Consider the following 15,677-nt stretch of genomic DNA (forward strand, 5'->3'; position numbering starts at 1 on the left):
TAGAATTAATTTAGTCCCTTGAATCCATATTCTTCTAAAACTTTCAGAGCGGCATCACTTTTTAAATAGTCGTAAAATAGCTCAGCCTCTTTATAATGAGAGCTATTTTTGATAACCCCAACTGGATAAATAATTGCATCATGTGTCTTTTCCTCTGCAACAGCAGCTATCTCAACTTTATCAGAGGATAATGCATCTGTTTTATAAACAATACCTGCATCCACATTATTCGTTTCCACATATGTAAGTACTTGCCTTACGTCTTTTGCATATACGACTTTCCCTTCAATCTCACTCCACAGACCAAGACTTTCTAACGAATCCTTCCCATATTGTCCTGCTGGAACAGATTCCGGGGTACCAAGTGCTATCTTATCGGCTTTTGTTAAATCCGCAAAGGTACTTATTCCTTTATCTGCCTCTTTAGGTGTGACAAGGACAAGTTCATTACCAACTAGATCTGTACCGTTCTTTTCATCAATAAGTCCATCATCCACTAGCTTTTGAAATTTATCCTCTGCAGCAGAAAAGAAGATGTCTGCTGGCGCTCCTTGAGAAATCTGCTGTTGCAGTGCCCCAGATCCTCCAAAATTAAAGCTAAGTTTAATATTTTGATGTTCCTTCTCAAAGTCTTTCTGAATATCAGTTAAAGCATCTTGTAAACTCGCAGCAGCTGAGATTGTCAGTTCAACATTCTCTTGAGTTGATTCTTGATTTTCTTTTTCTTCTGTTGCACCCGATTGCTCATTAGTAGCACAACCAGTAATGATGATTAATACCATAAACATTGAAAATAAAGAAAGCCCTAATTTTTTCATTTTTTTACTCCTTATTATAATTGGTTATATTTAATTATAACTAATTATAACTAATATGAAAGGTCGAAATCTGTAAAAATGAGGAGATTGTGTGAATTTTGGGAAATTGATTTACACTACAGTGGTCCGCCCCATTCAATAGCTATTTTAATAAATCCTCCTTTTCTTACTAAATTACGTTAAAATACAAAGTGGAGGGATGCATATGTCAAAAGAGTTTTCCTATACAATTGAAGAAGTATCTCAACTATTAAAAGTATCAAAATTAACTATGTATGACATTGTTAAAAAAGGAGAAATTCCTGTATTCCGTGTTGGCAGGCAAATGAGAATCAACGCAGAGGATTTAAATACGTACATAAACAGTCAAAAAACAAACCAATTGAGACCTGTTAAAGCAACTGAACTTAAATCTTCCATTAGTGAAACAAAGGACCTTAATACAATTGTTATAAGTGGACAAGATATGGTTCTCGACATACTAGGTAAATATCTCGAGAAAGAGTCTACCTATCAAGCATTACGATCTTATTCGGGAAGTTTAAATAGCCTTGTAGCTATGTATAGTGGTAAAAATGATATTGTTAGTTTACATTTGTATGATGGAGATACAGGTGAGTATAATCTGCCCTATTTACAAAAGATATTAGTTGGACAGCCATATATTTTACTCCATCTCTTATCAAGGAGAGCTGGAGTGTATGTTAAAAAGGGGAATCCTTTAAACATAACCACATGGTCTGATTTAAAGGATAAAGGAGTTAAGCTTGTTAATAGAGAAAAAGGTTCAGGAGCACGTATTCTCCTTGATGAACAGCTCAGACTAAATAATATTCTCTCTAGTGATATTACAGGCTACCATCATGAAGAATCGAATCATTATAGTGTTGCGTCTGCTGTTTCAAGCGGAATCGCAGATGCGGGAGTAGGCATTGAAAAAGCGGCCAGAATGGTTGGCATAGATTTCGTACCATTAATAACAGAAAGCTATGATTTAGTAATGTTAAAAACTTCCAAAAATCAACCACTTATCGAGAAAGTAAAGACTATACTATCCTCAGCGCAATTTCAGGCAGACATTCATTCTTTAGGAGATTATGATATTTCAAAAACCGGAACTATAATTAATGAAACGTTTTAAGACTTCTCAAAAAAAGTTACCCCTCGGTAACTGAAAGTAAAGCTTATTATGAGTATCTTCATAAGCAGCTGATTATAGGTAAGCCTCGTTTGGATCTGATGACAGTTCTTGAATGGAAAGGAAATCAAAATGAACAGCTTGATCCTTTCCTTGAGGGCTGCAAGCGAATAAGCCAGCTGAAATAAGGGCATTCTCAGGGATGTCCAAGTGAGCTATCCGTATTTGCAGCCACTCTTTTCCGTCCCAAGAAAAATCAACATAGCTATTTTGTGCAATTCTTGAAATGCGAAAGTATAACTCAACCTCTTTTGATTCCATATGTTGTGTTGACCAATCAGAGTATCCTCTATTTGTAACAACTGCACCGAGTTTACTTAAGCTACTTGTAATATATTCTAAAGACGTTTTAACCCAGACATCCTTTGAAAAGCGAATCATTAAACCAGAATGGTCGTATTTCGATTTTGGAAAAGCTTTAACTTTTGTGGTCATTCTAAAGTTCTTATCTGTTTGTACATACAGAAAATGTCCGTTATCTACTTCAAATCCGTAATGTGTTTTTTGCCAGTAATCTGTTTCTAGATCAGTTTCTACCTTCAATTGAGAACTGCTTCTGTCAATAACCCATGTCTTAGGTTCACACCGCCATTTAAGTAAGCTATTTAACTCTGTGCCTTCAAAATTCTCCTGTAAAATCCATTTCCCCATACCGATAACCTCCATTTTTAGAAATATATAACATATATAGTATACTATCCTTTTATTAATAGAATAAATAAAAGTAGATTTTTTTCTTAAATAGTAGTTATGGCAAGGTAGGAAATGAATTTCTTAGGGGTATACGTTATTACTTGTCTAACAGAAAATTATTTAGTGTATCCATACAGGTCATTTCATTTTCACCATTAACATATAAAGTAACTTCATCGCCATTGCTCACATTTAAGTCCATAACCTTCATTATTTCTTTCCCGTCTGAAGAGTTACTGCTTTTTGAAAGAATGACATCACTGTTAAAGGAACGTGCTGTAAAGACAAAAATAGTTGTATTTCTTGCTTGAAGTCCACGAGGCAATCCAACTGTTAATTTTGTTACCAACAATTCACTCCCTCCTAAATGTTAACTGGCAAGTGGTTTTGTTTGAGATTGCTTTGAGTAGTTTCTTACAATAATAGATATTAAACCTAATATTAAGGATAATATCCCAACAAATATGACATATTCTGTTCCGATGCCTGAAATAAATAATCCACCTGCTGCCGTACCAATTGTTGTTCCTACATTACAAGAAGAGATAAATAAACCGTTGGCAAAATCAGGTGCTTCAGGAGCAGAAGACATTATCCAATATTGATTGATATTACCACCTATTCCAGCTAAAACTCCCCAAGCTAAGATAATAACAGCGGCAGGAATCGAAAACTGTCCAAACAGAAATAACGCTATATAAACCGCCACCAATGCGAAGGGAAAAATCATTACAGATTTCGCGGCATTATTTGTTAGCAGCTTCCCTGCGACAATATTGCCAATTATATTAGCTCCTCCAAATACGACTAACATGATGGTAATACTATTGGAAGACATAGCTGTTACAGTTTTCAAATATTCAGCTAAGTAACTGTACACGCCAAAAACTGCTGAATTAAGGAAAATAACTGCAACAATCGATTGCCACGTTATTAGTTTTTTTAGCACAGATAATTGACTGCCGTAAGAAAGCTTCTCTTTAACAGGCATGGAAGGTATATATATCAGCGTAGCAATGAATGCGATTGTATTAACAAGCGCAAAGAAGGCCATTGCCATTTGTAAGGAAGCTGTATTGGCAAGAAAGCTGGCAATTGGTACACCGATAACCATGCCAGCGGAAACTCCTATAAACACCTTTGAAACAGCTTTTGGGGCTTCTGCTTTGCTGACAGATGCAGCAGCAACTGAAAAAGCTAATGAACAATAAATCGGATGAAAAAAAGCTGGTACAATCCGGGCAAGTAATGCCACTGTAAAGTTAGTAGTAAATATGGAAACAACGCTTCCTAATACGAAAATTCCTAAAACTAGGAGCATTACCTTCTTCCGATCAATGCCTGCAAAAAATAAAGGCATTGTCGGACCAGAAACAGCAATTACGAGTGCAAAAAGACTAACTAACAATCCTGCTTTTGATATACTAACACCAAAATGTTCTGCCAATGATGGCAGTATGCCAATAACACCCATTTCCGTATTAATAATGCCAAACACACCAATCGTTAATATAAATATAAGTAGCTTGTTTTGTTTAACCAAAAAAATTCACCTCTTATGAGAATTGAAAACGGAGATAATCTAAAAACTGCCACAAATTATTGTTAGATTTTTGTGGCAGAATTATTATTTACTAGAAGTTTTTATTAGTCTTCTTGTTTTGTTGGACGTATAATAATTTCACTAACTGCGACAGTTTCAGGAGTACTAATTGCATAAGCAACCGCTTCGGCTACATCGCTTGCTTGCAGACCGTTCGTACGTTGAAGATTCTCTACCCAATTTCGTCTTTCTATATCATTAATGGTTGTGTGAAGCTCTGTATCTACCGTTCCTGGAGAGATTAACGTACTGCGGATATTGTGATGACGTTCCTCTTGACGCAAGCCTTCCATAATGGCTCGAACTGCAAACTTAGTTCCACAATAAACTGCTCCTTGTTGAAAAACAACATGTCCAGCGACAGAATCCGTCGTCACAATTTGTCCAGATTGTTGTTTTTGCATGATAGGTAACACTGCAGCAATCCCATTTAACACGCCCATAATATTAATATCTAATAGTTGACGCCATTCAGCAAAGCGTTTTTCCGACAGAGATGCTGTTGGCATAATACCAGCATTATTAAAAAGCACATCTACCCGTCCATATTTTTCCACCGCAAGGTCAACCACTGCTTGCACTTCATCTTCTTTTGTCACATCTGCAACTGTATACGAAACGTCAGCATTAGGTATTTTGTCAACAATAGCCTTTAATCGGTTTTCACGGCGAGCTGCTATTACCAACTTAGCTCCTGCTTCTGCCAGTCTTTTAGTGGTCGCTTCACCAATTCCGCTTGATGCCCCCATGATTACAACAACTTTGCCTTGAATAGAATACATATAAGCTAACATTCCTTTCTTCTTATTGACTTTTATTCTGTTGGTATTTATTTTAGCGACTGCACCTATATATAACAAATACCTATATCAAATAACAAGATATGCTTGAAAAGCATTTCAGATATATATATACTAAACAATTAAAAGGAGGCTGTAACAAAATGGAGCTAAGAGTATTACGTTACTTTCTTGCAGTTGCAAGGGAAGGAAGTATAACAGCAGCAGCGGACTCGCTGCATGTTACACAGCCAACCTTGTCCAGACAATTAAAGGACTTGGAGCAAGCCTTAGGAAAAAAACTGTTTATTCGCAGCAGTCACAGCATCATTCTGACAGATGAAGGGTTGATATTAAGACAAAGAGCGGAAGAAATTGTCAATATGGTCAGTAAATTAGAGGCTGAATTTACCGCTATGGAGGATACCGTTAGCGGTGATGTTTACATAGGTGGCGGAGAAACGAAAGTTATGAAGCAAATTGCAAGTGTAGTTAAGGAAGTACAGCTAAAATACCCTAATATCCGCTATCATCTTTACAGCGGCAATGAAGAAGATGTAACAGATCGACTTGATAAGGGCTTACTTGACTTTTGCCTTTTAATTCAACCCGCCGATTTGTCCAAATATAATTATATCAATATCCCTGATAAAGATGTTTGGGGAGTTGTCATGAGAAAAGACAGTCCACTTGCAGTTAAAGCCACGATTCAATCGGCTGACCTACTTAATGTGCCGTTAATCTGTTCACGCCAAGCCATCCAACAATCTTATTCAAAAAATGAATTTGCAGACTGGTTTGGAGAGGATTTTGAAAAATTAAATGTAGTAACAACATACAATCTCGCCTTTAATGCTGCCATAATGGTTGAGGAGGGCATTGGTTATGCTATAACCCTTGATAAGATTGTGAATACTTCTAGTGACAGCAATCTTTGCTTTAGACCACTTAATCCAAAACTAGAATCAGGATTAAATATTGTTTGGAAAAAGCACCATGTCTTTTCCACTGCTGCTTCCGTATTTTTACAAGACATCCAAACTAAATTTTCAAGTATGTCATAAGGAATTATTTTTTTTGTCACAAAAAACATAGATTGCTGAGCTGTTTTCCTCAACTATCTATGTTTTTTTTAAAACGTAATTAGAGCATTTTCATTCCAGCTTGATCCCAACAAAGCAAATAATTATTAGAGTACTTTATTCTTAAAGATACGAATGGATAATAACCAGGAACAAGCAAACAAAATAAGAATGGAACCCGAAGTCATCAGATAAAAAGACAGAGTTTGCAAGGATAGCAGCTTTTCTACAAAATTTATGATAACTTCGTTCAGATTGTAAAATATCATATTAATTACTACCATATAAATAACAAACAACACAATGGAGGCTATCAGCAAATATTGACTTTTAAACTGATAAGAAAAAGGAAGAATAAAAGAAGCAACAATCATCACTAAACTAATGATAAGCATTATTTCTTTCCAAGCCATTAGCTCCTGGTTAAGAATTAAATTTCCAATAAATAGACCAGAAACAACAATTAATGTAAACACTAATACGCCAATATATTTAGAACTTACCATTTCTTTTCTGGTGTATGGCAGTGAATTTAGCAGTGTATTAATGGAGGACTTTTCATCCATGGAAAATGCATTCATAATGATTACAATACTAAATACAAACCCTATCCAAACATATCCGATATTAAGAGACAAATACACTAATTGAATTGGTAACAGTATCCACAATGTTTTCTTCTGCATTACTATATCTTTTCGAATTAGATTATACATCTGTCACAGTTCCTTTCTTTGTATAAAACATAATGTCTTCTAAAGTCGGTTTTTCCATAACCACTAATGACCCAAAAACCTCTTCTACTCTCCCTTTATTGCTAGTTAATGCCTCAAAGCCATGAGGAGACGTTTTAATAGAAATAAATTCTTGCTTCGTATCTTGATCTAATAAATCCAGCCCACCCTTTACAAGGGCATACTCCTCTTCTATTTGATAAGATTTCTTAGTGAAAACATGTTCGCCATCGTGAAGGAATGTGATATAATCTGCGATTCGGTCTAAGTCTGTTGTAATATGCGTGGAAAAAAAGATTGATTTCTCCCCATCTTCCATTATTTCATGAAGGATTTCCAACAGCTCTCTGCGAAAGATTGGATCTAATCCTGATGTCGGTTCATCCATAATAATTAACTCTGCTTGATGTGATAAAGCGATTGCTATGGAAGTCTTCATCATCATGCCTTTAGAGAATGTTTTTAGCTTTTTCTTTAACGGCAGTTCAAACTTCTCAACATATGCTTGAAATATACCGTCATCCCAATAATGATAAGATCGACTTATTATTCCGACCATCTCTTTAAGTGATAGATGCTCATAAAATACATTACTATCGAACACAAAACCAATTCGCTGTTTAATTTCTTTTTCATTTCCCTTGTAATTTAACCCGAAGATAGATATATCACCGCTATCTGGCTGCAATAAATTCATAATTAACTTAATTGTTGTTGACTTCCCTACACCGTTTCCGCCAATAAGCCCTGTAATATATCCCTTTTTCACAGTCATTGTAAGGTTTTTCAGCTGAAAATCACCAAATGATTTGTTGACGTTTTGTAATTCAATAACATTCTCCACTAAATTTCCTCCTTGTATAAGAATGTAAGCAGCTCCTTCAATTCTGTCAGTGAAACACCAATTTCTTTACTGTTATGGATTGCTGCTATTAATTGCTCCTCAATTACCTTCATTTTTCTTTCTTTAATCATTTCATTATTTTGCTCTTGAACAAATGAGCCTTTCCCAACAACTGAATAGATGAACCCGTTTTTCTCAAGCTCTTCATAAGCACGTTTCGTTGTTATTACACTTATGTCCAGCTCCTTAGCTAATTGGCGCATGCTTGGGAGTGGACTTCCTTCCGGTAATTCAGCTGAAAGGATATGCTTCTTTATTTGAGCATAAATTTGTTCATATATAGGTTCTTTTGATTTGTTTGAAATAATTATTTGCATGCAAAAACCTCATTTACAATATTGTATATATACTATATATACAATATATACAAAATACTAACTATATACAATAGTTTTTTTGGAAATTTTTACTTTTTTTCGCAAGCACAAAAAAACCAGGAGCCGCTTTCCGGTCCCTGGTTTTAAACAAGTTAAATTTCCCTATTATTTTGAAGCCGGTGCTAGCGAAGACTCTGGTGTAGTTACCTTGTCATAGAAATCTACAAATTTATCTCTGTCTTCACTGTCACGGTATGCCATTGCTACACGTGGATGCTCATTAAGCACACCAGAAATCATGTAAGGAATAATATAGCCCCATTCCCACTTTTGTCTCATTTCTACCATATGCTTTTCAATAACTCCAAGAACTGGCTTAAGCTCATAGCTTGGTTTTTGGATATAGCCAACTAAAAGCTCTGTATTACAGTTTCCTGCAGCACGGCCCATTCCATATACAGATGAATCAAGGAATGTAACTCCGTGTTGATATGCAGTTAATGTATTGGCAAACGCCAGCTGCATATTGTTATGAGTATGTATTCCCAGCTTTTTATTTGGAAGCATTGCTTTAAATTTATTAACTTGATGCTCAATATCAGAAGGATCTAAGCTTCCAAAGGAGTCCACAATATAAACAACATCCACTGGGCTTGCTTTCACCATCTCAAATGCTTTAATAAGCTGTTTCTCAGGTACACTTGATAATGCCATAATGTTTAATGATGTTTCGTAGCCTAAATCATGGAACAGCTTTACAAGCTCTAAGCCTTTATCAACTTCACGAATATAACAAGCAACTCGTATCATATCCAGCGAACTTTGCTCACGAGGCAGGACATCATTTGGGTCTACTCGTCCAATATCAACAAGTGCAGAAAGCTTTGTGAACTTTTTCTCTGGGATAATTTCTTTCAAGAAGTTATCATCAAGAAATCTCCATGGGTTGGGCTCAGACACATTCAGAAGCTTTGCAGAATTTTTATAACCGATCTCCATATACTCAACGCCAGCTTCACTTAAACCATTATATAAATCCTGAACAAATTCTACACTGAAGTCCCAATTGTTAACTAAACCTCCATCACGGATGGTACAGTCGATAATTTTACTATGATGTTCCATAATTCTACCTCTCTCCACTAATTCTTTTAGGGTCATAATATAATACGTTATCTATGCTTATATCATGTTTATTGCAAGGGAGTCAACCTTATCATCCAAATCCATAAACTTTCTACAATTAACAACGTAATAATGTTCTTAATGTAAATTGACTATGATTTATAAAAAATATCTGAAGGATATTCGATACTAGGAATTAACTTACAACTAACCATACATCAACCCTCTAGATAGTGCTAGAGAAAAACGAAAAAAAAAGAAACCCTTATTAAATGTCTTCTACGAAAAAGATATATATAAACAGCAGAAAAAAAGAATAATGGATAATGGTGACATAACGATCCTTTCTTTTTTACTTTTAGAAATTAAGTTTGTTAATGTATTTAAACCAAGGAATATGGTCATAACCCATACTAGTATGTTTGTAGGTAAAAAATGAAAACCATTTAATACTCCAGCATGGAGTAGAAAAACAAAGCCCATAAATAAAAGAATAATGGCATTTATGAAGCTCACAATGCGTAACTTTTTAGGTAAAACCTTGTAAAATCCCCCCATTGCATACTCACCGAATGAATAACCAAGTGAGAGCAATACTTGAAAGACTGATATGGACACGAGCATAAGCGCAACAAGAATGGATAATATGAACACAATTCCCATACATTTATTCCCCCCTGTTTACAGTAAATTTCTAAGTAAGTTCAAAATAGAATACGTTTGACCAGTCGTCATTATTCCTGATAACAGCTTCACTTGCTACTGTAATGATATAAATTTCGTATATTGCTATGGAAGAAAAAAAAGACAATGCCTGTTTTTGCATTGTCCCTGTACATTCATTTAGCCGTGAAATTTTTATCATTATCTACTAGCCCAACTGTATCTTTTTCTGTTATTGGTCTGATGACTCTACATGGAACACCTGCGGCAATAACATTAGCAGGGATATCCTTTGTTATAACACTTCCTGCTCCTATAATAGTATTATCACCGATAGTTACGCCTGGAACAATTGTAACAGAACCACCAATCCAAACATTATTTCCTATTGTAATAGGCAACGACCTCTCGTATCCTGCCTTACGCTCAACTGCATCCATTGCATGGTTTGGCGTATACAAACTAACATTTGGGCCAATCAGGACATTATCGCCAATCGTAACTTTGGCGCAGTCCAAGATTGTACAGTTTGTGTTTGCATAGAAATTATCACCAACTGTAATGTTATATCCATAATCACAATTAAACGGTGACTCAATCCATGCGTTTTCTCCAACAGAATGAAACAGTTTCTGAATGATTTGGTTTCTTTCCATGCGTTCTGATGGTTTCCTACTATTAAATTCATATACCAAATCCTTTGCTCTTTCTCTTTCTGCTGTTAACTCTTCGTCCCAACAAATGTAATATTCTTGATTTAACATTTTATGTTTTTCCGTTTTCATTCTTTTCATCTCCTAGTTAGTTCATTACACGCATCTACAAGTTATTCCAAGCAAAATGGTTGCCCCGGAATATATACTAATGGTTTTGGTTTTCTATATTTCAATATGTTTAATGATTCTTGCCGGATTCCCGCCTACCAATACATTTTCTGGTACATCTTTAGTAACTACTGCACCTGATGCGATTACAACATTATCTCCTACTGTTACTCCTGGATTTATTATTGCACTGCCCCCAATCCATACATTGTTTCCAAACGTAATCGGTTTTGCATATTCCTTACCTGAATTACGTTCAGCTGGATGAAGTGGATGTGTAACTGTATAGATTTGCACCCCAGGTCCAAGCATACAATTGTCCCCAAATCGCACTTCAGCAACATCTAAAATGGTACAGTCATAGTTGGCAAAGAAGTTTTCTCCTACATATGTGTTATATCCATAATCAAATCGTATATTAGGACGCATATGTACATTTTCTCCAGTAGAACCGAGTAATTCTTTTAATAATGCAGTCCGTTTTTCACCTTCTGTTTCCAATGTGTTATTAAACATACTAACCATCGTTCTTGCTTTCCTTCGTTCCTTAGATAAATCTGGGTCAGCAGGATTGAACATTTCGCCAGCCAGCATTTTTTCTTTCTCTGTTTTCATATGAATCTCCCTTTTATCCTGTGTATGATAGCGCATACAATTAGTATACTTGTATATACAAGTTAGTTCAACAATCTTTTTCGCTTTTTTTCCATAAAAAAAGGACTTTTTATAAAAGAAAGTCCAATTCCTAGCTTTACTCATGCCCTTTTTGCATAGGGATTCTGATTGTAAATATGCTGCCTTTTCCTAATTCACTTGATACACGAATGGTTCCTTTATAGCTGTCGACAATCCATTTGGCAATGGATAATCCGAGGCCATGGCCGCCAATTTGTCTTGTTCGTGATTTATCTGTGCGATAAAAACGGTCAAAGATGCGTTGCTGGTCTTTCGCTTCGATTCCGATGCCTGTATCTCTAACTTCCACAATAAGCTCCTTTTCACCGGCTATAAGTGCAAGCAGTACCTCTCCGCCGTTCGGTGTGTACTTAATCGCATTTTCAACCAAAATGTACAAAAGCTGTGTGAATCTTTGAGAATCTCCACGAACAATCAAGACTTCTGGTGCATGAAAATTCAGTTTAATCTGTTTTGAATTGGCTAGTGTCTTTAATGAATCAATTGTTTTACCTGCTATCGGACAAAAATCAAAGGTTTCATTTACGAGTTCAATCTTTTCCAAGTCAGACCGCGCTATTGTTAATAAATCTCCCACTAAACCTGCCATTCTCTTCACTTCATTTTTCATATTAACGAGAAGCTTATGGGAATAGTCTTCTTCCTTGAATTCCGCGGTCATTTCCATTGCATTGATGGAGGACAGCATAACACTTAAGGGTGTTCGCAGTTCATGGGATGCATCTGCGACGAATTCCTTTTGTCTTACAAAAGTCTTTGAAATAGGTATCATTGCTTTTTTGGACATATAGTAGCTAATATAAATAGCGACTCCCATAAACAGAATAGCTATTCCAAATAAAATAAATGGCAGCATCTTAAAGAGCTGGTATGCAAAGGAGATTTCCTTTCCGATATATAACATGCCAATTTCTTCACCGTGCTGATAGATAGGCTGTGCGGCAACAAGTAATCTGACAGTTTCTTTAGTTTGAGATGAGTGAAATTCCTCTCCCCTGTCTCTGCTTTTAAACCGTCTTTCTGTTGTTATATTAGCTACCTTTATTGATTCAGTACGGATTTCATTTCCAGCCGGATCCCAGCCGGCAAGCTTGTTTAGTATGGCAGACCGAGAGTCAGAAATAGTTTCATCCCCCAGAACAAGTGAACCAGATGTATTAACAACATAAAAGAAAAATTGGTCAACATCCTTCTCAAGGGATTTCTGGTACTGAAATTCAACAAGGCTTGATTGGTTTGTCTGGCTCAAATATGTCTCAATGTTTGCTGCTTCCTGCACAGCACTCGCTTTCAGCTCACGCTCTTGCTCCTTAAAAATAGTAAAATATAATAACAAATACACAACAACAATAAAAAGGAGCAAAAACAGCATAAGCAAGCCGCTGTAAAGCACCGTCAACCGATATTGAGTACTTTTGAAGACGTCTTGATTTTTCCGGTCATTCCATATAGAGAAAAGTGATAGCATTTTAGCTTTCAAATTTATAACCAACCCCTCTAATGCTATGAAGAAGCCCCTGCTGACCGATCATATCAAGTTTTTTGCGGAGAAGCTTAATTGTTGCATCGATTATTTTCATCGATACATCAGCATCCAGGCCCCAAATTCGATCGAGAATTACTTCCCTTGGCAAAACTTGCCCGCGGTTTTGCACAAGCAAGTCAAGCATCTGAAACTCGCGCGGACTTAGCTGGATTTCTTCTGCTCCATTACTGATCGTCTGGCTGAGTCTATTTAAGTGCATTTCATGAATGGACAGCTGTTCTTCGAGGATTGGTGCATAATTGCGACGGGACAAAGCTCGTAAACGGGCAAGCAGCTCGTCAATTTCAAAGGGCTTTACAAGATAATCATCTGCTCCCGCATCTAATCCGATGATTCGGTCAACAACTGCATCCTTGGCTGTAAGCATAAGAATTGCTCCTAAGTAGCCGCTGCTTCTCAGACGTCTGCAAACGGTCACACCGTCCTCATTAGGCATCATCCAATCCAATATCAATATATCATAGTGAGAGGCTTTCGCGTAATCGTATGCGTCCTCTCCATCCATGACCCAATCAATATTATAGCTGCCCTTCTTTTTCAGCATATATTCCACTAACTCACCAAGCTGCAAATCATCTTCTGCTAAGAGTATGTTCATGTAAAGCTCCTCCTTTTCTTTTCCGTTTCTATTTAGGTCGTCCCTGTATCTCCAACTACTTAACTACTGTTTGCATATTACCAGTCCTTTCTTAACATTAACTTAAGAAAGATGTGACGATATAATATCCTGCATACAGGGATTGGCTAAGCAGTACTAAACCAAACATCATTGCCGGAATCCACTGAAATCTTCCGAAAAATCCTTTCCCTCTGTTCACCTTTCTATTGGAAACACTACTCTTCATTTCACTTAATGAGCGAAGTACAGACTGAATGAGAATGACAGAGCTGAGGAAAATCGCAACATGCATAATAATGATGCCATCGCCATAATAAAGGGGTGCGGCAAGAATGGTGAGTGAGGCTATTGCCCAGAAGAACCCAATAAACGTTCGAATCCAGAACAGCAAGGATAAAGCAAGCAGACCAAATAACACGAATAGAATTAGTTCGTACTGTTGTCTCGAAACGAAGTAAAATAACCCGATTGCTGCTACTAAAGCTCCTGTATGGCCAACATATCTGGAGAAGGCTTCCTTAAATGTGCTCCCTTCTGCCTCAGCCTCGAGCATTTTCTTATTCCGTATCGCACGTATTTTCCTGCCTGCCGCTAAATCACCAAAAATGTTTAACAGCAATGTATTCCATATGGAAAAACAAGCCTTCACGAATGGAAAGATAGAGACCACTAGTGCTAATGCTAGATAAACAAAAATCGGCAGTGCTCTATCATCATTTAGAATTGCACTAGGATCTGTGTGAAGCAGATTTTGGATTGTCTCTTTCATTTTTTATACTCCTTCTCTTTATATTAGAAAAGAAGCACCTCTTATATATCCTGGTGCTTCTCACGCTTATCAACCAATCATTAAAGGTTTTCTTTTTCTGCCTTTAGCTTTTCTAATTCTGTTGTGATTTCAGCATCACTCACATAGGAAAAGCTTGTCTTGGCATAGCCGCTGTGATGGTTAGCTGTATAGCTGCCAGCCTGAACTTCTGCTTCCACATAGAGGATTTTCTCCTCCTGCTTTGCAAAACCTCTTAAAATGTTATCGGCATTGAATTCCATTGATACCTTTTGGATTTGCTTGATTGATTTTGCTACATTGACACGAGAAGCAAGCAAAATCTTTTTATGCTGAAGCTCATTATATGTTACCTGAAGCTCATTGAACCTATCTTTCAGGACATTTGTTTGTCCATTAAGGGTAAGCTGCTGCTGTTCGTACAGATGCAACTGTTGCTCAAGGTTTATTTTTTCCTGAATTGCTAATTTAGCAATACCTTCGTCCCCTTTTTCAAGGGCAAGCTTTGCTTGATTCGTTCTTTTTCCGATAAGCTCCTTTGTTTGTGCAATAAGTGCTGCTTGTTTGTTTCCCACAAAAATCTGTCTCGATAAAGCTGCCTGCGCCTGGCTCAGGCCCTGTTCCATTTCTCTGGTGTACTCATTCAGCATGGCGATTGGATCTTCTATACTGTCCAATAAACTGTTGATATCTGCCTTTGCGATTGTTTTTATCCTTTTAAAAATGCCCATTTAAATTCTCTCCTTTTGCTCTGCTGTATTCTTTTCCCATTCATCTAATATCGTTGCATTGCTATAGTTAACAGTTGGCTTTGGGGTATTCATAATGGAAGTGTCGATAAACTGCTGCATCGATGAAGCTTGCGATTTCTTCCTGAAGAGTTTGACTGCAAGAACAATCACCGTAACCAGGAAGAGAATAAAGAATAGTGTCCAAATCCATGAAAATGATGGTTCATTATGATAGCTGACCAATACTCTTTCATGGACCACTACATCCTGGTGATGCAGCACGGCTTCCCCTGGACCTCCTCGGTCGTGAAAGCCTGCAGCCATTGCAGTTGAAGCACCTCCAATCTGATTAAAGATAAAGCTAATCGCAAGCGTCATAGAAGCAACCATTGCTCCCCAGAAAATACCTTTTTTCAATCTAGCATTCACTGTTCTCCTTCCTCCTTTTCTTTTCATATTTGTAGTTTAGTAGCCTTTGGTGAAAAGATGGTGAAAGCAAACTACTATTTCACTCTATTAAAAAAATAAAAAAAGACAGCACAATCTTTGTGCTGTCCC

At 36.7% G+C, this 15,677-nt stretch carries 19 protein-coding genes; 2 read left to right on the forward strand and 17 right to left on the reverse strand.

Going from position 1 to position 15,677, the window contains the following annotated elements:
* Positions 1 to 5: 5 nt before the first annotated feature.
* Complete coding sequence (gene modA / locus CEQ21_RS07650; protein WP_185763970.1) at positions 6 to 818, reverse strand: molybdate ABC transporter substrate-binding protein; 813 nt, start codon at positions 816 to 818, stop codon at positions 6 to 8.
* 205 nt (positions 819 to 1,023) lie between these two features.
* Between modA and CEQ21_RS07655 the strand changes: the two genes are divergently transcribed.
* Positions 1,024 to 1,959, forward strand: coding sequence for a substrate-binding domain-containing protein (locus CEQ21_RS07655; protein WP_185763971.1), 936 nt, complete (start codon positions 1,024 to 1,026; stop codon positions 1,957 to 1,959).
* Positions 1,960 to 2,031: 72 nt separating this feature from the next.
* On the opposite strand, the gene CEQ21_RS07660 is transcribed toward CEQ21_RS07655, so the two are convergent.
* The 4 genes from CEQ21_RS07660 to CEQ21_RS07675 all read right to left on the reverse strand — a co-directional run bounded on the left by CEQ21_RS07660 (position 2,032) and on the right by CEQ21_RS07675 (position 5,094).
* Positions 2,032 to 2,667, reverse strand: coding sequence for a DUF1349 domain-containing protein (locus tag CEQ21_RS07660; protein WP_185763972.1), 636 nt, complete (start codon positions 2,665 to 2,667; stop codon positions 2,032 to 2,034).
* Between the two features lie 139 nt (positions 2,668 to 2,806).
* A complete protein-coding gene (locus CEQ21_RS07665; protein WP_185763973.1) occupies positions 2,807 to 3,061 on the reverse strand; it encodes an HPr family phosphocarrier protein in 255 nt (84 codons plus the stop codon).
* A gap of 18 nt (positions 3,062 to 3,079) precedes the next feature.
* On the reverse strand, positions 3,080 to 4,252 hold the full coding sequence (locus tag CEQ21_RS07670) for an MFS transporter (RefSeq protein ID WP_185763974.1): 1,173 nt from the start codon (positions 4,250 to 4,252) through the stop codon (positions 3,080 to 3,082).
* Positions 4,253 to 4,356: 104 nt separating this feature from the next.
* On the reverse strand, positions 4,357 to 5,094 hold the full coding sequence (locus CEQ21_RS07675) for an SDR family oxidoreductase (protein WP_185764142.1): 738 nt from the start codon (positions 5,092 to 5,094) through the stop codon (positions 4,357 to 4,359).
* A 161-nt stretch (positions 5,095 to 5,255) separates the two neighbouring features.
* Between CEQ21_RS07675 and CEQ21_RS07680 the strand changes: the two genes are divergently transcribed.
* Entirely contained in the window at positions 5,256 to 6,155 is a 900-nt protein-coding gene (locus CEQ21_RS07680) for a LysR family transcriptional regulator (protein ID WP_185763975.1), read from the forward strand.
* 125 nt (positions 6,156 to 6,280) lie between these two features.
* On the opposite strand, the gene CEQ21_RS07685 is transcribed toward CEQ21_RS07680, so the two are convergent.
* The 12 genes from CEQ21_RS07685 to CEQ21_RS07740 all read right to left on the reverse strand — a co-directional run bounded on the left by CEQ21_RS07685 (position 6,281) and on the right by CEQ21_RS07740 (position 15,548).
* The gene (locus CEQ21_RS07685) at positions 6,281 to 6,889 is read right to left on the reverse strand and encodes an ABC-2 transporter permease (protein ID WP_185763976.1); all 609 of its coding nucleotides are present in this window, start codon (positions 6,887 to 6,889) and stop codon (positions 6,281 to 6,283) included.
* Positions 6,882 to 7,751: an ABC transporter ATP-binding protein gene (locus tag CEQ21_RS07690; RefSeq protein ID WP_185763977.1), complete on the reverse strand. Its 870-nt coding sequence runs from the start codon at positions 7,749 to 7,751 to the stop codon at positions 6,882 to 6,884. The genes CEQ21_RS07685 and CEQ21_RS07690 overlap by 8 nt, the downstream gene beginning before the upstream one ends.
* On the reverse strand, positions 7,751 to 8,128 hold the full coding sequence (locus tag CEQ21_RS07695) for a GntR family transcriptional regulator (RefSeq protein WP_144457946.1): 378 nt from the start codon (positions 8,126 to 8,128) through the stop codon (positions 7,751 to 7,753). The genes CEQ21_RS07690 and CEQ21_RS07695 overlap by 1 nt, the downstream gene beginning before the upstream one ends.
* Positions 8,129 to 8,293: 165 nt before the next feature.
* Positions 8,294 to 9,253, reverse strand: coding sequence for an aldolase catalytic domain-containing protein (locus tag CEQ21_RS07700; RefSeq protein WP_185763978.1), 960 nt, complete (start codon positions 9,251 to 9,253; stop codon positions 8,294 to 8,296).
* A 279-nt stretch (positions 9,254 to 9,532) separates the two neighbouring features.
* Positions 9,533 to 9,916: a hypothetical protein gene (locus CEQ21_RS07705; RefSeq protein WP_185763979.1), complete on the reverse strand. Its 384-nt coding sequence runs from the start codon at positions 9,914 to 9,916 to the stop codon at positions 9,533 to 9,535.
* Between the two features lie 176 nt (positions 9,917 to 10,092).
* Positions 10,093 to 10,701, reverse strand: coding sequence for a sugar O-acetyltransferase (locus tag CEQ21_RS07710; protein WP_185763980.1), 609 nt, complete (start codon positions 10,699 to 10,701; stop codon positions 10,093 to 10,095).
* 93 nt (positions 10,702 to 10,794) lie between these two features.
* Positions 10,795 to 11,355, reverse strand: coding sequence for a sugar O-acetyltransferase (locus CEQ21_RS07715; protein ID WP_185763981.1), 561 nt, complete (start codon positions 11,353 to 11,355; stop codon positions 10,795 to 10,797).
* A gap of 136 nt (positions 11,356 to 11,491) precedes the next feature.
* Positions 11,492 to 12,916 carry a sensor histidine kinase gene (locus CEQ21_RS07720; RefSeq protein ID WP_235907198.1) on the reverse strand — a complete coding sequence of 475 codons (1,425 nt, stop codon included), beginning with the start codon at positions 12,914 to 12,916 and terminating at the stop codon, positions 11,492 to 11,494.
* A complete protein-coding gene (locus CEQ21_RS07725) occupies positions 12,906 to 13,580 on the reverse strand; it encodes a response regulator transcription factor (RefSeq protein WP_185763982.1) in 675 nt (224 codons plus the stop codon). The genes CEQ21_RS07720 and CEQ21_RS07725 overlap by 11 nt, the downstream gene beginning before the upstream one ends.
* 97 nt (positions 13,581 to 13,677) lie before the next feature.
* Positions 13,678 to 14,370 carry a M50 family metallopeptidase gene (locus tag CEQ21_RS07730; protein ID WP_185763983.1) on the reverse strand — a complete coding sequence of 231 codons (693 nt, stop codon included), beginning with the start codon at positions 14,368 to 14,370 and terminating at the stop codon, positions 13,678 to 13,680.
* A gap of 80 nt (positions 14,371 to 14,450) precedes the next feature.
* Complete coding sequence (locus CEQ21_RS07735) at positions 14,451 to 15,119, reverse strand: PspA/IM30 family protein (protein WP_185763984.1); 669 nt, start codon at positions 15,117 to 15,119, stop codon at positions 14,451 to 14,453.
* Positions 15,120 to 15,548 (reverse strand): hypothetical protein, encoded by a 429-nt coding sequence (locus CEQ21_RS07740; RefSeq protein ID WP_185763985.1) that lies wholly within the window; start codon positions 15,546 to 15,548, stop codon positions 15,120 to 15,122. It lies immediately after the preceding gene.
* Positions 15,549 to 15,677: the final 129 nt, after the last annotated feature.

The organism is Niallia circulans, assembly GCF_007273535.1.
Classification (GTDB): domain Bacteria; phylum Bacillota; class Bacilli; order Bacillales; family Cytobacillaceae; genus Niallia; species Niallia circulans_B.